8 protein-coding genes and 2 rRNA genes are annotated in these 15,785 nt (G+C 58.6%); 4 read left to right on the forward strand and 6 right to left on the reverse strand.

Annotation, left to right across the window (positions count from 1 at the left end):
• The first annotated feature begins 158 nt into the window (after positions 1-158).
• Both QQ992_RS00605 and rrf read left to right on the forward strand, forming a co-directional pair.
• Positions 159-3,050 (forward strand): 23S ribosomal RNA (locus QQ992_RS00605).
• A gap of 134 nt (positions 3,051-3,184) precedes the next feature.
• A 5S ribosomal RNA gene (gene rrf / locus QQ992_RS00610) occupies positions 3,185-3,300 on the forward strand.
• Positions 3,301-3,366: 66 nt separating this feature from the next.
• Here rrf and QQ992_RS00615 read toward each other — a convergent pair.
• From QQ992_RS00615 to QQ992_RS00630, 4 genes are all read right to left on the reverse strand, one after another.
• Positions 3,367-5,832: a TonB-dependent siderophore receptor gene (locus tag QQ992_RS00615; protein ID WP_286113880.1), complete on the reverse strand. Its 2,466-nt coding sequence runs from the start codon at positions 5,830-5,832 to the stop codon at positions 3,367-3,369.
• 114 nt (positions 5,833-5,946) lie between these two features.
• The gene (locus QQ992_RS00620; protein ID WP_286111927.1) at positions 5,947-6,903 is read right to left on the reverse strand and encodes a FecR domain-containing protein; all 957 of its coding nucleotides are present in this window, start codon (positions 6,901-6,903) and stop codon (positions 5,947-5,949) included.
• 4 nt (positions 6,904-6,907) lie between these two features.
• Positions 6,908-7,411, reverse strand: a complete 504-nt coding sequence (locus QQ992_RS00625) for a sigma-70 family RNA polymerase sigma factor (RefSeq protein WP_286111928.1) — start codon at positions 7,409-7,411, stop codon at positions 6,908-6,910.
• 111 nt (positions 7,412-7,522) lie between these two features.
• On the reverse strand, positions 7,523-8,212 hold the full coding sequence (locus QQ992_RS00630; protein ID WP_105948833.1) for a GntR family transcriptional regulator: 690 nt from the start codon (positions 8,210-8,212) through the stop codon (positions 7,523-7,525).
• Between the two features lie 280 nt (positions 8,213-8,492).
• Here QQ992_RS00630 and lapG point away from each other — a divergent pair, with 280 nt between their 5' ends.
• Positions 8,493-9,179: a cysteine protease LapG gene (gene lapG / locus QQ992_RS00635; RefSeq protein ID WP_401350707.1), complete on the forward strand. Its 687-nt coding sequence runs from the start codon at positions 8,493-8,495 to the stop codon at positions 9,177-9,179.
• Between the two features lie 10 nt (positions 9,180-9,189).
• Positions 9,190-11,136 carry a cyclic di-GMP receptor LapD gene (lapD, locus tag QQ992_RS00640; RefSeq protein WP_286111929.1) on the forward strand — a complete coding sequence of 649 codons (1,947 nt, stop codon included), beginning with the start codon at positions 9,190-9,192 and terminating at the stop codon, positions 11,134-11,136.
• Positions 11,137-11,299: 163 nt separating this feature from the next.
• On the opposite strand, the gene QQ992_RS00645 is transcribed toward lapD, so the two are convergent.
• A complete protein-coding gene (locus tag QQ992_RS00645; RefSeq protein ID WP_156868235.1) occupies positions 11,300-12,658 on the reverse strand; it encodes an HlyD family type I secretion periplasmic adaptor subunit in 1,359 nt (452 codons plus the stop codon).
• A gap of 7 nt (positions 12,659-12,665) precedes the next feature.
• Positions 12,666-14,822, reverse strand: coding sequence for a type I secretion system permease/ATPase (locus QQ992_RS00650; RefSeq protein ID WP_119368427.1), 2,157 nt, complete (start codon positions 14,820-14,822; stop codon positions 12,666-12,668).
• Between the last annotated feature and the right edge of the window lie 963 nt (positions 14,823-15,785).

The raw sequence follows: 15,785 nt of genomic DNA on the forward strand, positions 1-15,785 counted from the left end.
TAAAAATTCGGATATGTGATAGATATAGACTGATGACCAGTTTCACTGCTGGAAATCAGGCTAAGGTAAAATTTGTGAGTTCTGCTCAGTAATGAGCGAAATGCGAATTTTCGGCGAATGTCGTCTTCACAGTATAACCAGATTGCTTGGGGTTATATGGTCAAGTGAAGAAGCGCATACGGTGGATGCCTTGGCAGTCAGAGGCGATGAAAGACGTGGTAGCCTGCGATAAGCTTTGGGGAGTCGGCAAACAGACTGTGATCCAGAGATCTCTGAATGGGGGAACCCACTCAGCATAAGCTGAGTATCTTGTACTGAATACATAGGTGCAAGAGGCGAACCAGGGGAACTGAAACATCTAAGTACCCTGAGGAAAAGAAATCAACCGAGATTCCCTTAGTAGTGGCGAGCGAACGGGGACCAGCCCTTAAGTTGATTTGAGATTAGTGGAACGCTCTGGAAAGTGCGGCCATAGTGGGTGATAGCCCCGTACACGAAAATCTCTTGTCAATGAAATCGAGTAGGACGGAGCACGAGAAACTTTGTCTGAATATGGGGGGACCATCCTCCAAGGCTAAATACTACTGACTGACCGATAGTGAACCAGTACCGTGAGGGAAAGGCGAAAAGAACCCCGGAGAGGGGAGTGAAATAGAACCTGAAACCGTATGCGTACAAGCAGTGGGAGCCTACTTGTTAGGTGACTGCGTACCTTTTGTATAATGGGTCAGCGACTTATATTCAGTGGCGAGCTTAACCGAATAGGGGAGGCGTAGCGAAAGCGAGTCTTAATAGGGCGTTTAGTCGCTGGGTATAGACCCGAAACCGGGCGATCTATCCATGGGCAGGTTGAAGGTTAGGTAACACTGACTGGAGGACCGAACCGACTACCGTTGAAAAGTTAGCGGATGACCTGTGGATCGGAGTGAAAGGCTAATCAAGCTCGGAGATAGCTGGTTCTCCTCGAAAGCTATTTAGGTAGCGCCTCATGTATCACTGTAGGGGGTAGAGCACTGTTTCGGCTAGGGGGTCATCCCGACTTACCAAACCGATGCAAACTCCGAATACCTACAAGTGCCGAGCATGGGAGACACACGGCGGGTGCTAACGTCCGTCGTGAAAAGGGAAACAACCCAGACCGTCAGCTAAGGTCCCAAAGTCATGGTTAAGTGGGAAACGATGTGGGAAGGCTTAGACAGCTAGGAGGTTGGCTTAGAAGCAGCCACCCTTTAAAGAAAGCGTAATAGCTCACTAGTCGAGTCGGCCTGCGCGGAAGATGTAACGGGGCTCAAACCATGCACCGAAGCTACGGGTATCATCTTATGATGATGCGGTAGAGGAGCGTTCTGTAAGCCTGTGAAGGTGAGTTGAGAAGCTTGCTGGAGGTATCAGAAGTGCGAATGCTGACATGAGTAACGACAATGCGAGTGAAAAACTCGCACGCCGAAAGACCAAGGTTTCCTGCGCAACGTTAATCGACGCAGGGTTAGTCGGTCCCTAAGGCGAGGCTGAAAAGCGTAGTCGATGGAAAACAGGTTAATATTCCTGTACTTCCAGTTATTGCGATGGAGGGACGGAGAAGGTTAGGCCAGCCTGGCGTTGGTTGTCCAGGTTTAAGGTGGTAGGCTGAAATCTTAGGCAAATCCGGGATTTCAAGGCCGAGAGCTGATGACGAGTTGCCTTTAGGCGACGAAGTGGTTGATACCATGCTTCCAAGAAAAGCTCCTAAGCTTCAGATAACTGGGAACCGTACCCCAAACCGACACAGGTGGTTAGGTAGAGAATACCAAGGCGCTTGAGAGAACTCGGGTGAAGGAACTAGGCAAAATGGCACCGTAACTTCGGGAGAAGGTGCGCCGGCGAGGGTGAAGGACTTGCTCCGTAAGCCCATGCCGGTCGAAGATACCAGGCCGCTGCGACTGTTTATTAAAAACACAGCACTCTGCAAACACGAAAGTGGACGTATAGGGTGTGACGCCTGCCCGGTGCCGGAAGGTTAATTGATGGGGTTAGCGCAAGCGAAGCTCTTGATCGAAGCCCCGGTAAACGGCGGCCGTAACTATAACGGTCCTAAGGTAGCGAAATTCCTTGTCGGGTAAGTTCCGACCTGCACGAATGGCGTAACGATGGCGGCGCTGTCTCCACCCGAGACTCAGTGAAATTGAAATCGCTGTGAAGATGCAGTGTATCCGCGGCTAGACGGAAAGACCCCGTGAACCTTTACTATAGCTTTGCACTGGACTTTGAATTTGCTTGTGTAGGATAGGTGGGAGGCTTTGAAGTGGGGACGCCAGTTCTCATGGAGCCATCCTTGAAATACCACCCTGGCAACTTTGAGGTTCTAACTCAGGTCCGTTATCCGGATCGAGGACAGTGTATGGTGGGTAGTTTGACTGGGGCGGTCTCCTCCCAAAGAGTAACGGAGGAGTACGAAGGTGCGCTCAGACCGGTCGGAAATCGGTCGTAGAGTATAAAGGCAAAAGCGCGCTTGACTGCGAGACAAACACGTCGAGCAGGTACGAAAGTAGGTCTTAGTGATCCGGTGGTTCTGTATGGAAGGGCCATCGCTCAACGGATAAAAGGTACTCCGGGGATAACAGGCTGATACCGCCCAAGAGTTCATATCGACGGCGGTGTTTGGCACCTCGATGTCGGCTCATCACATCCTGGGGCTGAAGCCGGTCCCAAGGGTATGGCTGTTCGCCATTTAAAGTGGTACGCGAGCTGGGTTTAGAACGTCGTGAGACAGTTCGGTCCCTATCTGCCGTGGACGTTTGAGATTTGAGAGGGGCTGCTCCTAGTACGAGAGGACCGGAGTGGACGAACCTCTGGTGTTCCGGTTGTCACGCCAGTGGCATTGCCGGGTAGCTATGTTCGGAAGAGATAACCGCTGAAAGCATCTAAGCGGGAAACTTGCCTCAAGATGAGATCTCACTGGGATCTTGAATCCCCTAAAGGGCCGTCGAAGACTACGACGTTGATAGGTTGGGTGTGTAAGCGCTGTGAGGCGTTGAGCTAACCAATACTAATTGCCCGTGAGGCTTGACCATATAACACCCAAGCAATTTGCGCGTCAGAGCCAAATTGTGGTGGTGAAGATGATACGAACCGAAAGTTCGCAACCACAAATTCACATATCCGAATTCGCTAGAGCATCCATCTGGATCTTCTGGCAACAGAATTTCTTGACGACCATAGAGCATTGGAACCACCTGATCCCATCCCGAACTCAGCAGTGAAACGATGCATCGCCGATGGTAGTGTGGGGTTTCCCCATGTGAGAGTAGGTCATCGTCAAGATTCAAACCCAAAGCCCCTGTCTGCGCTGCAGACAGGGGCTTTGTCTTTTCCGGGTACCAATAACCGTTAGAACTGATAGCTGACCGTGGCGCTGACGTTGCGCTCTTCACCCATGTAGCAGTAGTTCAGGCTGGCACAGGAAGTGATATAGCTTTCGTTGGTAAGGTTGTTGGCGTTAAGGCGCACATCTACACCCTTGAGCCCCACCTTGCCCAGGTCATAGCCGATCGAGGCGTCGAACAAGGTGTAGGAAGGCACCTTCATGCTGTTTTCCGCATCCACCCAGCTGTACCCCACATACCGCACGCCACCGCCCAACCGCAGGCCATCCAGGGGCCCCTGGTGGATGTTGTAGTCAGCCCACAGCGAGAACATCTGCTTCGGCGCCTGGGTTGGCGAATTGCCTTTGTTGTCCAGGTTACCCGACACCAGGCTCGGCATCGCCTTGGCGTACTCGATGTCGGTAAAGGTATAGCCACCCAACAGCTTCAAGCTGTCGGTCAGTTGCACATGCGCCTCCAGCTCCAGCCCCTGGGAACGTACTTTACCTACAGGGCGATAGAAGTCTTCGTCAGGCTGCTTGGATGCCAGGTTCTCTTGCTCGATACGGAATACCGATGCGGTAAACAAGTTGTCGCTGCCAGGTGGCTGGTACTTGATGCCAGCCTCCCATTGCGTGCCCTCCGTCGGTGCCAGCGGACGGCCCTCCTGGTCGGACACGGTGTTGGGGTTGAACGACTCCGAGTAGCTGACATAGGGTGCAATGCCGTTTTCGAATAGGTAGAGCACCCCGGCCCGGGCAGTCATTTTGGAGCGCTGGTCGTTGACCTTGGTATCGCTGTCGCGATTCTCTTCAGACACCTTCACCCAGTCCTGGCGCAGCCCCAAAGAAAAGCGCCACTGGTCCAGCTCTACCAAGTCCTGCAGGTACACGCCAGTTTGCTGCAAACGCCGCAAGTAGCGGTTCTCGCCCAGTACCTGAAGGTTGCCATTGCCATACTGCGGGTTCCCGGCATCCAACGGGTCGACCGTGCCATAACGCCAAGTGACGTCAGCCTTGCGCCGCTGGTAGTCGGTGCCCAGCAGCAGGGTGTGTTTGGCAGCACCCGTGAAGAATTCCGCCTGCAGCATGTTGTCGATGATGTACGAATGCAGGCGCTCGTCGCCGCCGGTATAGGCACGGTTGAGAATGTTGCTGTCGGCGTCCGCCCAACCGGCCGAATACACCTGGTCCATGGATACGTCGGAATCCTGGTAGCGGAAGTTCTGCCGTGCGGTGAACACATCGTTGAAACGGTGCTCGAACTGGTAGCTGAAGGACTGCTGTGTGCGCTCGTAGTTGTCGATGCCCGGCTCACCCTCGAAGAAGTGATCCGACAGGCGCAAGCCGTTGCGCTTGTGCAGCATGCCGTCTGCAGGGTTGCCGCCGTGGTAACCGCCGTTAGGGTCATGCTGCAGATACGCTTGCAGCGTGAGCGACGTGTCTTCGGTGAAGTCGATGCTGATCGCCGGTGCAATGGCGTAGCGTTCTTCCTTGCTGTGGTCGAACTGTGTGTCGGAAGCATCCGCCAGGCCGGTCAGTCGATAAGCGATACGCTTGTCATCGTCCACAGGGCCGCTGAAATCAAAACCCGTCCCCCGCTGGCCCTGGGTACCAACCGTGGCCTGAACCTGATGGTAGGGGGTAAACAGCGGCTTCTTGGTGGTCAGGGCTACCAGGCCACCCGGTGAGCTTCGCCCGTACAGTACCGAAGATGGCCCCTTGAGAATGTCGATGCGCTCAAGGAAGTACGGGTCCACCTGCATGGTGCTGTAGGTGCCGTTGTCGCCCATGGACTTGAGCCCGTCGACATAGATGTTATCCACAGAGCCATCGTTGAAGCCGCGCATGGCCACATAGTCGTAACGGTGGGTCGCACCGTAAGGGTTAGTCAGTACCCCTGGTGTGTAGCGCATGGCCTGGGCAACGGTCTGCGAGCCCTGATCGTCCATCTGCTGGCGGGTAACCACCGACACCGATTGGGAGGTCTCGACCAACGGCATGCTGGTCTTGGTCGCCACCTGGCTGTGGGTGGCGTTGTAGCCCTCCATGCTGCCCAGTGCATTGCCGAGGGTGAAGCTACGGATATCAGTGTCGGGCAATGACAGTGCGGCGTCCTGGCGCTGTGCCTGCAGCACATAGCTACGTCCGTCCTGGCTGACGGCCTCCAGACCGCTGCCATTGAGCAGTTGGCGCAGCGCCTGATCGTTAGCGTACTGCCCCTGTAGGCCGTTGGACTGCAGGCCATCGGTAAGCTGAGGCGTACCCGACAGGGTAATGCCAGCCTGGCGAGCGAACTGATTGAGCACCTCGGCAAGCTGGCCGGCCGGGATTGCGTAGTGATGACTCACCTGGGCCGTTTCAGCTGCTACGGAAAGCTGCGAAGCGGTTGCCAGGCCCAAGGCGGTCCCAAACAGGGCAGCCCGGATGGCTTGGCGTAAGCGTACCGATTGCAGGGCAGGTCGAAGATCGTTTGGTTGGAACGTGTGCATTAACACCGGGTTGATAGACATGAAGGGTCCGTTGAAGGGTTGAGGGCAGAAGGGGTCGCTTACTGTCCTAGCCGGACCGGGATTCAAAACCCGCCAGAAATCGATAAGGCCTTATCAGGCCAGGCGCTCTACGCGTATCCACCAGCGTGTACGTTGACGAAGCTTTACGGGCAGCGTCTGCGGCAGCAACTGCAGCAGTTGCTCCGGGTCTTCGAGACGGAACACCCCCGACAAGCGCAGATCTGCAACCTCGTCGCTGCAGCCCAGATAACCATGACGATAACGGCTGACCTGCGCGAGGAAGTCGGCCAAGCGCATGTCCTGGGTCACGATCAGCCCTTCGGCCCATGCCATCGCATCCATGTCCATGTGTGCGAGCCGGTGCGCGCCTTGAGCATCCAGGCGCCAGTTCTGGCCGCTTTCGATCCACAGCAGCTGGCCATTCCCAGGTCGATGAATCGCGACTTTGCCGTGGCTGACGCTGACGCGCGTACAGTCGCTGTCCTGGTAGGCCACAAAGCGCCCTTCGAAGCCTTCCAGCAGCGCGTCACGTGTTTGTACCAGCAAGGAATACCGAGGGCCGCAGGTGATCATCAGCTCCCCGTGCTTCAGGCGGACCAGACGCTGTTGGTCACTGAAGGCCAGGTCCACTGCACTGTGGGTATTGAGTTGCATCAGTGAGCCATCGGGCAGCGTGAACGCGCGTCGCTCGCCCGTGCCGGTGGCATAGTCCGAGGCCCATGCACTGACGGCATCGATGTCCTTGGCCAGCCATGTTGCCGACCCCGCCATGACAACGCCGCCAAGCAGCTTCAGCGCCTGCCGCCGATGCAGGCGTTGCTGGCTGGTTTCCAGGGTTTGCAACGCCAGCCCGGCACCGGGTATGGCACGCAAGTCGAGGTCTTGATGCAGGTGTGTCAGCCGTTGCCAGGCTTGCTCGTGTTCGAGCCGAGCATTGCGCCATTGTGCGCACTCTGATTGTAGAGCCGGGTCATGCCCGCTTTCACGAAGCCGCAGCATCCACTGGATGGCCTGCTTGACCACTTTTGCATCTGGGCGTGCGGCGGTCATCGTTTCAACACTCGTCTTCGTAGCGCAGCACGTAGCAGTGGTAGAGCGCATCGGCAATGTTGCGTTCTACCGTGCGTACGGAGATTCCCATCTGTTCGGCGATGGCCTGGTGCTTCAGCCCCTCGCATTGGGCCAGCAGGAAGGCGCGTCGTACCTTGGGTTTGAGGCCGTCGAGCATGCGTGCGATGCGCTCGAGCAACTCCAGCAACAGCTCGCGGGTTTCTGCAGAGGGGGCCTGGGCTTCCGGTACATGAGCCAGCGCCTCCAGGTAGGCCCTGTGCAGCTCCTCGCGGCGCCAGTGATCGATTACCAGCCCACGCGCTACCGTGCGCAAGAAGGCTCTGGGAGCATTCAGCTGCAACTGCTCACGGCGCTGCAGCAGGCGTACGAAGGTGTCCTGGGCCAGGTCTGCGGCATCGGCGGCGTTGCCGAGCTTGCCGCGCAACCAGGTGTGCAACCAGCTGTGGTGGTCACTGTAGAGCGTTTGCACGCAGTCGTTGCTGGGCATGGAGGAGGGCGCCGGCATCAATGGACATGAATGATAATTAGTCTCATTGTTGGCGGGGCAGAATCAATTTGCAACCCATCAGCTCGCGTCGCCCCTAAAGCCGGCGACGGATTAACGCCCTAACTGCGTATCCAGGTAATTACGGATTACCCGTGCGCCATTATTGAGGTGCTGTTCCAGCACTGCTACCGCCTCATCCACCAGCTTGTCACTGGCCGCATCCACCAGTGCGTTGTGATCATCCTGGGTGAGCTTGCCCAAGCCCATGGACGAAAGATGAAAACGCAGGAAGCGTTCTTCTTCGTTCAGTTCGTTCTCGATCAGGCGCAGCAGTTTTTTATTTGGTGCCTTGCTGTACAGCGACATGTGGAACAGGCGGTTCAGGCGGCCGATTTCGGCATGGCGGGTTTCGTTTTCCAGCAGCTGGATATACCCACGGGCGCTGGCGATGTCGCTGGCATCCAGCAGCGGGATGGACTGGCGCAGCGCCTCGCTCTCAAGCAGTACACGAAGGGCATAGGTGTCCACCGCATCCTCGCCGATCAACGGCGCAACCACCGCACCTTTGTGCATTTCCACTTTCAGCAGCGATTGTGCTTCCAGCTGGCGCAGGGCCTCGCGCACGGGCATGCGGCTGACGCCGAACAAGGTGGCGAGTTCTTGCTGGCGCACGGCAGTACCTGGCGGCAAGCGGCCATCGAGAATGGCGCTACGCAGGCGTTCTTCGATCACGCCACGGGCCTGGTGCGGCAACAGCTGCTCGCTGGCCAGCACATTGCTCAATTTGATTTTCTCGGCCACGCGACGTCTGCCTCAACGATGACTAAAGTTGGATCCAATGACACTAGTTACAGCCCATGGGAATTGTCAAACCTGCACCTGTAATGGAACGGGCGCCCCAAAAGCGCGGCTATGGTGGATGAAGTCGCCTGCCAAAGGAAGCGGCCTATAGAAGGTTATAAACAGAAAGTGTAGGCGGGCTGACAAGCGGGTGCATGATTGCAGCGTGCCATTGTCTTTTGCTGTGGCAAGCCCCACCATCGCTGCTTTCGACTGATCTGAACAGGGCTTCGCAGTGGCGATATCCTGGGTGCTCAAAACCGTTGTGCGACGTGTCGGCTTTGCCGCGCTGCTGGGCAGTCTGCTGCTGGGCGGCTTGCACGCGGATTGGGATTTTTCCCAGATCAGCCGCAAGTCGCAGGCCCTGTATGGCCCTTTGGGGGCCGGGAAGGGGCGTATCGATGCCTGGCAGAACCTGATGGCTACCCAGAAGCAGGGTAGCGAGCTTGAGCGGTTGCAAGTGGTCAACCGCTTCTTCAACCAGCAATTGCGCTATGTCGAAGACATCGATCTCTGGCATGAGGTCGATTACTGGGCCACACCGGTGCAGGCCTTGATCAAGGGCGCCGGGGACTGCGAAGACTACGCCATCGCCAAATACTTCAGCCTGCGGCGCATGGGCATCCCCAGCGAAAAACTGCGCATCACCTACGTAAAGGCGTTGCGGCAGAACCGGGCGCATATGGTACTGACCTATTATTCAAGCCCACAGGCCCAGCCTTTGGTGCTCGATAGCCTGATGGATGCCATCAAGCCGGCCAGCCAGCGTACCGACCTGTTGCCGGTATACGCCTTCAATGGTGAGGGGTTGTGGCTGACGGGGGCCGCGGGCAACAAGAAGGTCGGCGATACCAAGCGGCTGTCACGCTGGCAGGATTTGCTGAAAAAAATGCAGGCCGAAGGGTTCCCGGCCGAGCCTGTTTACTGAAGGAGCACAGATGTCACTGTTCAAACAATTGCTGTTGGCCATTTGCCTGTTCCTGGTGGTCGCCTTCAGTGGCAGTTTCATGGTCAGCCTTGAAAGCTCGCGCAGCCAGTACGTCAACCAGCTGCGCTCGCATGCCCAGGATGCCGCGACCGCACTGGCGCTGTCACTGACGCCTAATATCGACGACCCGGCGATGGTCGAGCTGATGGTCAGTTCGATCTTCGACAGTGGTTACTACTCCAGCATCAAGGTCGTCGACCTGGGTTCCAATGCCGTGCTGGTGGAGCGCCACGCCGAGCCGGACCCTGGCGGTGTACCCCGCTGGTTCGTGCACCTTATCGGCCTGGAGGCTGCCGGCGGGGACGCCATCGTCAGCCGTGGCTGGCAGCAGGCCGCGCGCGTTGAAGTGATCAGCCACCCGATGTTCGCCATTGCCAAGCTCTGGCAAAGCGCCCTGGGCAGCCTGGGCTGGCTGCTGCTGTGCGGTGCCGCCAGTGCCGTGCTTGGCGCCTTGCTGCTGCGCCGCCAGTTGCGGCCGCTGGACTACATGGTCGAGCAATCCCACGCCATTGCCCGTCGCGAATTCCTCAGCCTGCCCGAGTTGCCGCGTACGCCGGAGTTGCGCCGCGTGGTGCAGGCAATGAACCAGATGGTCGAGAAGCTCAAGGCCTTGTTCACCGAGCAGGCCGAGCGCAGCGAGCGGCTGCGTGCCGAGTCGTACCAGGACAGTTTGACTGGCTTGTCCAACCGCCGCTATTTCGAGATGCAGCTGAACACCCGGGTGAGCAACCTGGAAGAAGCGCGCGCGGGCTACCTGCTGTTGCTGCGCGTTCAAGGCCTGGCGGGTTTGAATGCTCGCCTGGGTGGTCAGCGCACAGACCAGTTGCTGCAAGCGGTGGGTGAGCAGTTGCGCCGTACCTGTGCCAGTTTCCCGGAAACCAACGACCTGATTTCCCGCAGCCGTGGCGGCGAGTTTGCCGTGCTGGCGCCGGGCATGGTGCATGAGGAAGCGGTACACCTAGCCCAGGCACTGGAGGCGACGCTGCAGAGCCTGCACGAGACCGGCGCCAGTGATATCGACCCGGTTGCCTGCATCGGCCTTGCGCCGTTCAGCCCCGGTGATGCACCACAGGCGTTGCTCAAGCTTGCCGACGAAGCCCTGGCCCGTGCCGAAAACCAGCCGACGCCAGGCTGGGTGTGCCTTGAACAAGGCGTGGCTGCCGTTGCGGCGGACAGCCAGCACGACTGGCATGAGCGGCTTGACCAAGCCTTTATCAACGGGCATTTCGAACTGTTCTTCCAGCCCGTGGTGGACGCCGGCACGGCACAACGGGTGCTGCACCACAAAGTAATTTCACGCTTGAAGGATGGCCAGGGCGAGGCGTTGCCCGCGGGCCGCTTCCTGCCGTGGCTGGAACGCTTTGGCTGGATGCCACGGCTGGATGTGCTGGTGCTGGAGAAAGTGCTGGCGCACTTGCGTGGGCATGACCAGGTGCTGGCGCTGAACCTGTCGGCCGCCACGCTGGCCGACCCCAAGGCCCTGCAGCGCGTCTTCGAGCTGCTGGCCCAGAACACGGCCATGGGGCCTCGGCTGGTGTTTGAAATTGGTGAGGAGCAGTTGCCTGAGCAGGCTGCCCTGGAACACCTGACCCGGCGCCTGCACGCGCTTGGCTTTGGTCTGGCGCTACAGCGCTTCGGCGGCCGCTTCAGCATGATCGGCAACCTGGCGCATCTGGGCCTGGCGTACCTGAAAATTGATGGCAGCTATATCCGCAACATCGACCAAGAGCAGCACAAACGTCTGTTCATCGAAGCGATCCAGCGCGCGGCACACAGCATCGACCTGCCGTTGATTGCCGAGCGGGTCGAGACGGAGGGGGAGCGGCTGGTGTTGAAGGAGATGGGTGTAGGCGGGATTCAGGGGCAGTTGGTCGGCGGACCTGCGCCTTGGCGCTGACTGGCCTTGCGCGATCTGTTGTAGGAGCGGCCTTGTGTCGCGAAAGGGCCGCAGAGCGGCCCCAGGATTTCAGCAGTGATGCATAAAATGCCGGGGCTGCTGCGCAGCCCCTTCGCGACACAAGGCCGCTCCTACAGCGACCGCGAAGCCACAGGGATGGCTATCACCGCTCGCGCAGCGCTTCCGAACGCGCCTTCATGATCGGCTTGAGCAGGTAGCTCATGATGGTTTTCTTGCCGGTCATGATATCCACCGTGGCCACCATCCCCGGAATGATCAGCAGCGGTTTCTCGTCAGTCCCCAGGTGGCTGCGATCGGTGCGCAGCTTGATCAGGTAATACGTGGTCTTCTTGTCTTCATCGGTGATGGTGTCCGCACCGATCTGTTCCAGCTTGGCCTTGAGCCCACCGTAGATGGTGTAGTCATAGGCTGTGAACTTCACCGTCGCTTCCTGGCCTGGGTGCAGGAAGGCGATGTCCTTGGGCAGGATTTTCGCTTCGATGACCAGCGTGTCGTCCAGTGGCACGATCTCGATGATATCGCTGCCTGGCTGGATGACCCCGCCAATGGTGTTCACCAGCAGCTGCTTGACGATACCGCGCACCGGTGAAGTGACCATGGTGCGGTGCACCCGGTCGTCCAGTGCCTTGCTGGTGGCGGTCGCCTTGTTCAGCTCGGTGCGTGCCTCGTTCAGCTGGGTCAATGCTTCGCTGCGGAACTTGCCACGGGTTTCTTCGATCTTGCTCTGTACCTCGCGGATGGCGGCCTCGGCACGCGGGATGGCCAGTGCGGTGGAGTCAAGCTGGCCACGGTTTTCAACTTCGGCACGGCGCAGGCGCAGCACTTCTACCTGGGAAATCGCACCGGTCGCCACCAGCGGTTCGGACATGCCGATTTCCTTGCGCAGCAGCTCAAGGCTGTTGGCGTACTGGGCGCGTTTGGAGCTGTATTCACGCAGTTCCTGCTGGCGCTGGACCAGTTGCTGCTGCAGGCCGCCAATTTCGTCCTGCAGTTGCTGGCGCCGGCTCTGGTACAGCGACTCTTCACTGGCTGCCTGGCTGGGTGCGGCTTTGCGCAGTGCTTCGTCGATCTTGAGCGGGCTGTCCTGAACTTCCGCACTCAGCCGTTCGACCCGCAGGGCCATGGCCAGGCGATCTGCCTCGGTTTCACCGACGTTGGACGCGAAACGGGTTTCGTCCAGGCGCAGCAGCGGCTGGCCCACTTCGACAATCTGCCCTTCCTTGGCGAAGATCTCGGCGACGATGCCGCCTTCCAGGTTCTGGATCTTCTGCACCTTGGAAGACGGGATAGCCTTGCCTTCGCCCCGCGTAACCTCATCGATGGGCGCAACGCTGGCCCATACGATCATGAACACGAAGAACAGGATCACGCCCCAGATGGTCAGCCGTACCACCCTTGGCGCATCCTCGATCAGGGCTTTGTTCACCTCTGGCAGCGGCTGGCCGCCCAGTGAGTCGGAGCCCTTGAAATAGCGCCTCAGGCCATCCTTGAATTGCCCCATATCCAGCTTATGCAACACTGATCTGCCCCTTCTTCAGCGCATCCATGACCGCGGCTTTCGGGCCGTCGGCGACTATCTGTCCGCGATCGATCACGATCAGTCGGTCCACCAGCGACAGCAGCGAGGCGCGGTGCGTGACCAACAGCACCGTCTTGCCCTCCACCACGGCTTGCAGGCGCTGTTTGAGGCGTTCTTCGCCGGTGTTGTCCATGGCGCTGGTCGGCTCGTCCAGCAGCAGGATCTGCGGGTTCAGCAGCAGTGCACGGCCCAGGGCAACGTTCTGCCGCTGGCCACCAGACAGGTTTTGCCCGCGTTCCCCTACTTGCAGCTCGTAGCCGTCCGGGTGCAGGCGGGCGAATTCGTGCACGCCCGCCAGTTCGGCGGCCTGCAGGATCAGTTCGTCCTCGATGTAGCGGGCACCGCTGACCAGGTTGTCGCGCAGGGTGCCAGCCAGCAGCTGGATGTCCTGCGGTACATAGCCGATGTTGTGGCGCAGTTCGCTGACGTCGATCTGGCGAATGTCCACGCCATCGACCAGCAGCGAGCCACCATCGGCCTCGTACAGGCCAACGATGAGCTTGGCCAGCGAGCTCTTGCCCGAGCCGCTGCGGCCGATGATGCCTACCTTCTCGCCGGGGCGGATGGTCAGGTTGATGTTCTTCAGGGCCAGGTTCTGCTGGTTGGGATAGGTGAAATCGACCCCGCGGAACTCGACGCTACCCTGCAGTACCTTGCGGCTCAGCGGGCGCTCTTCGAAGTTGCGCTCTTGCGGCAGCTCCATCATGTGGTCGGTGGAAACCATGGTCACCTTGGCTTGCTGGTAGCGGGCAAGCAAGCCGTTGAGCGAGGCCAGTGGACCGAGCGCCCGGCCGCTAAGCATGTAGCACGCCACCAGGCCGCCCATGCTGAGGTTGCCGTCGATGATCAGGTACACGCCGACGCAGATCATCGCCACGCCAGCCAGCTGCTGGATGAGCATGGTGATGTTCATTGCCAGGCTCGACAGCACCTTCACACGCAGTTCCAGACGGCTGAGGGTGCCGAGGGTCTGTTCCCACATGTACTGGCGTTCGCTTTCGGCATTGTTGACCTTTACCGCATCCAGGCCGGCCAGGGTCTCGATCAGGCTGGACTGGCGCTCCGAGGCCAAGGCCATGGTCCGCTCCATGGTCGCCATCAGCGGCCGTTGCAGGGCATAGCCGATGCCCAGGGCCAGCGGGAAGGCGATGATCGGGATCCACACAAGATGCCCGCCAATGATGGCGATGACGATCAGGATCAGGATGGTGAAAGGCAGGTCGATCAGGCTGGTAAGCGTCAGCGAGGCGAGGAAGTCGCGCAGCCCCTGGAACTCGTGAATGTTCTGGGCAAAGCTGCCCACCCGTGCCGGCCGGTACTTCATCGACATGCCGACGATGCGTTCGAACAGCGTTGCTGAAATGATCAGGTCGGTTTTCTTGCCGGCAAGGTCCAGGCACAGGCCGCGCAGGCCTTTGAGGATCAGGTCGAAGATGTAGGCGCCGGCGATGCCGACGGCCAGCACCCAAAGTGTCGACGTAGCCTGGTTAGGTACCACGCGGTCATACACGTTCATCACGAACAACGGCGCGGCCAGGGCAATCAGGTTGATCACCAGGCTGGCGGCGATGGCATCGATATACAGCCACTTGCTGCGCAGCAGCGTGTCGCGGAACCACGACTTCGCCCGTGGGATCAGGTTGCCGTGGTTGACGTCGAACTTGTGTTGCGGCTGGGCAAAGAACACCCGGCCGCTGTAGTCGCTTTGCAGGGCTTCGCGGCTGACATGCACCTCACCGCCGTCGCTCTCGCTGAGCAGCAGGCGTGCGGTATCTTCATTTTCCCAGCCCAGCAGGACGGCGCTGCGGCCTTCCTTGAGCAGCAACATGGCCGGCATGGCGATGCTCGGGATCTGCTCCAGCTTGCGTTGCAGCAGGCGCCCTTGCAAGCCCGCCCGGGCGGCGGCGCGGGGCAGCAGCTCGGGGCTCAGGCGCTGGGCGGGCAGCGGCAGGCCCGTGGTCAGCATGACCCGGCTGGCGGGTTTCTGGTGCAGGACACACAGGCTCAGCAGACTATCCAGCAAGGGATCGTCATGCTGACTGCGTGGATCGTGGCTGAGTTGGACTCGACTGACTTCAGATTCCACGCGGCGCTCTCTTCATCCTTGTGGTGGGTGGGGTGGGTGTGCCGCCGTTCAGGTCTGTCGGCTCACCCTGACGTTCAATGGTGCTGCAAGGCAGCTGGCCAATGGTCGCCTTGAATCGATACTGAGTAAACAATTCTACGTCGTTATTGCTACTGCATAGACGCTGCCATGCGGTGACTGTTTCATTTCTGATCCTGTTGGGGATCCGTTTCATGTGCAGCATAGCCTGCCATCCAGACAACGCCGTGTGGGTGAATGATCGGCTCGCGGGCTTGTCAGTAAACAGGCGCTGATTTGTTGACGTTTTAAAGCGGGCAGATCATTAAAATTCATCGCACGAAGTGCGTTTGCACGTTGAACCGTGGTTCTGTAATCACCGATGGTTTGCCATCATTCCCATGCCAGTATTCGCGTGCGGGTTCGCTATCTGTTTGATCTGCGGTAAATCGTTTTTGGTGGCCGCGGTCAGTAGCAGGTTTTGGTTGGCAAGGGCATGAGTGCGGCCCTGATTCTGCCTGGGTTTCAAACCCTTTTCGGGGCGACTTCAGGCAAGGTTTGTGCTTGTAGACGCGCACGTGCCTGGAGCAACGGAAGTGACCAGAATGTTGACGCCAACGACCTTGACGGTAGCCGATGGACGGTGCTTCTAAAGTGTGTAATGGCATCTGCCTTTATGTGGAAAAGGCTGCTGAACTTAACGGCCAGCGCATTTTCGATGATGTACGACATTTGTCCTCGGCAAACGGTTGGCTAAGGTACAAATATCAATGTGACATTACATTGCCGATTGTTTAGGATGGCCTGTATAAGGTCAATACTTTGGCAGTATTGCGGTTTCAAAAAGTTATAGACGGAATGTTGACGCAAGAAAGCGTCAAGAGATCATCGACATAAGTTCCGCCTGAAGTGGCTTGCAGTGCCGCTCTGGCAGGGAAGTACCCATCGGGTCACACGGAGAGTCCA

The organism is Pseudomonas kurunegalensis, from assembly GCF_030291635.1.
Taxonomy (GTDB): domain Bacteria; phylum Pseudomonadota; class Gammaproteobacteria; order Pseudomonadales; family Pseudomonadaceae; genus Aquipseudomonas; species Aquipseudomonas monteilii.

Excerpts from the sequence above, each read along its gene's own strand:
- QQ992_RS00620 (WP_286111927.1), bottom strand. The coding sequence starts at position 6,903 with ATGACCGCCGCACGCCCAGATGCAAAAGTGGTCAAGCAGGCCATCCAG.
- QQ992_RS00645 (WP_156868235.1), bottom strand. The coding sequence starts at position 12,658 with ATGGGGCAATTCAAGGATGGCCTGAGGCGCTATTTCAAGGGCTCCGAC.
- QQ992_RS00625 (WP_286111928.1), bottom strand. The coding sequence starts at position 7,411 with ATGCCCAGCAACGACTGCGTGCAAACGCTCTACAGTGACCACCACAGC.
- lapD (WP_286111929.1), top strand. The coding sequence starts at position 9,190 with ATGTCACTGTTCAAACAATTGCTGTTGGCCATTTGCCTGTTCCTGGTG.
- QQ992_RS00615 (WP_286113880.1), bottom strand. The coding sequence starts at position 5,832 with ATGCACACGTTCCAACCAAACGATCTTCGACCTGCCCTGCAATCGGTA.